Origin of the sequence: Mesorhizobium sp. M0701, assembly GCF_040320365.1 — a bacterium.
Classification (GTDB): Bacteria; Pseudomonadota; Alphaproteobacteria; order Rhizobiales; family Rhizobiaceae; genus Mesorhizobium.
Genome location: NZ_JAMYPO010000113.1, coordinates 1 through 1,270, shown reverse-complemented (window position 1 = coordinate 1,270; position 1,270 = coordinate 1). Strand labels below are relative to the sequence as shown.

Below are 1,270 nucleotides of genomic sequence, written 5' to 3'. Positions count from 1 at the left end.
TGACCTGCCACTGAATTTTCATCCGGCTGCAGTTAGAGCCTCGGCGGGTTTTACGCCGTATGGCGCGGGTTGAGCAACGGGTGATCGGCGGAGCTGGTCGGGGTTGCGCAGCCGATCGTCCGTTGCGGTGAGATTGGCGGCATAAGCCGCAGGCGTGATGTATCCGAGCGCCGAATGTGGGCGCGATCGGTTGTAGTCGTCTGCCCATTCGGCGATGGTTGTTCGGGCATGGTCGAGGCCGAAGAACAGGGTTTCGTTCAGCAACTCGTCCCGCATCCGCCCGTTGAAGCTTTCGCAGAAGCCGTTCTGCATCGGCTTGCCCGGCGCGATGAAGTGCCATTCCACCTGATGATCCTTCGACCAGGCGAGGATCGCGTTTGAGGTGAACTCGGTGCCGTGGTCGGAGACGATCATGCCCGGCTTGCCGCGCCGGGCGATCAGTTCCGTCAGTTCACGCGCCACCCGGCGGCCGGAGATCGAGGTGTCCGGGATCGCAGCCAGGCATTCGCGCGTCACGTCGTCGACGATGTTGAGGACGCGGAAGCGCCGGCCGCAGGCGAACTGATCATGGACGAAATCCAGCGACCAGCGCGCGTTCGGCTTCGCCTGAACCAGGATCGGTGCCCGCGTTCCTACCGCTCGGCGCCTGGAGCGTCGCTTGCGCACGGCCAGTCCTTCTTCGCGGTATAGCCGGTAGATGCGGTTGATACCCGATGCCTCGCCTTCGCGCCTGAGCAGAATGAACAGCCGCCGATAGCCGAAGCGCCGGCGCTCGTTGGCCAGGTCGCGTAGCCGGCCGCGCAGTGCCACCTCTGGCGCTCGGCGAGACTGGTAGCGGATCATCTTACGATCGGCGTCGACGAAGGAACAGGCCCGACGCTCCGACAGGCCCATCGTGGCCTGCAGATGCGCGACGGCTTCGCGCTTGGCGGCGGGCCCTACCATTTTTTTGACAGAAGCTCGCGCAGTGCCGAGGCTTCCAGCATCTGGTCGGCGAGCAGCTTCTTCAGCTTCGCGTTCTCGTCTTCCAAGGCCTTCAGCCGTTTGGCATCGGAGACGTCCATCCCGCCATACTTCGCCTTCCAGTTATACAGCGTCGCCTCGGAGATCCCATGCTTGCGCGCCAGGTCGCCCGCCTTCGCCCCCGCTTCGTGCTCACGCAGAACCGCGATGATCTGCTCTTCCGTAAACCGCTTTCTCTTCATCAGTCCGTCCTTCAATCGAGGCCGGACTCTAATCTCAGATGGAGGAAATTACCCGTGGCAGGTCA

General features: G+C 63.2%; 1 protein-coding gene. It reads right to left on the bottom strand.

Going from position 1 to position 1,270, the window contains the following annotated elements:
- Positions 1 to 18: 18 nt before the first annotated feature.
- Positions 19 to 1,205, bottom strand: a protein-coding gene (locus NKI24_RS35745; RefSeq protein ID WP_352750892.1) for an IS3 family transposase whose coding sequence is annotated in 2 segments (ribosomal slippage) — positions 19 to 953 and positions 953 to 1,205 — 1,188 coding nt in all. Because the reading frame shifts where the segments join, the coding sequence is not laid out codon by codon here.
- Positions 1,206 to 1,270: the final 65 nt, after the last annotated feature.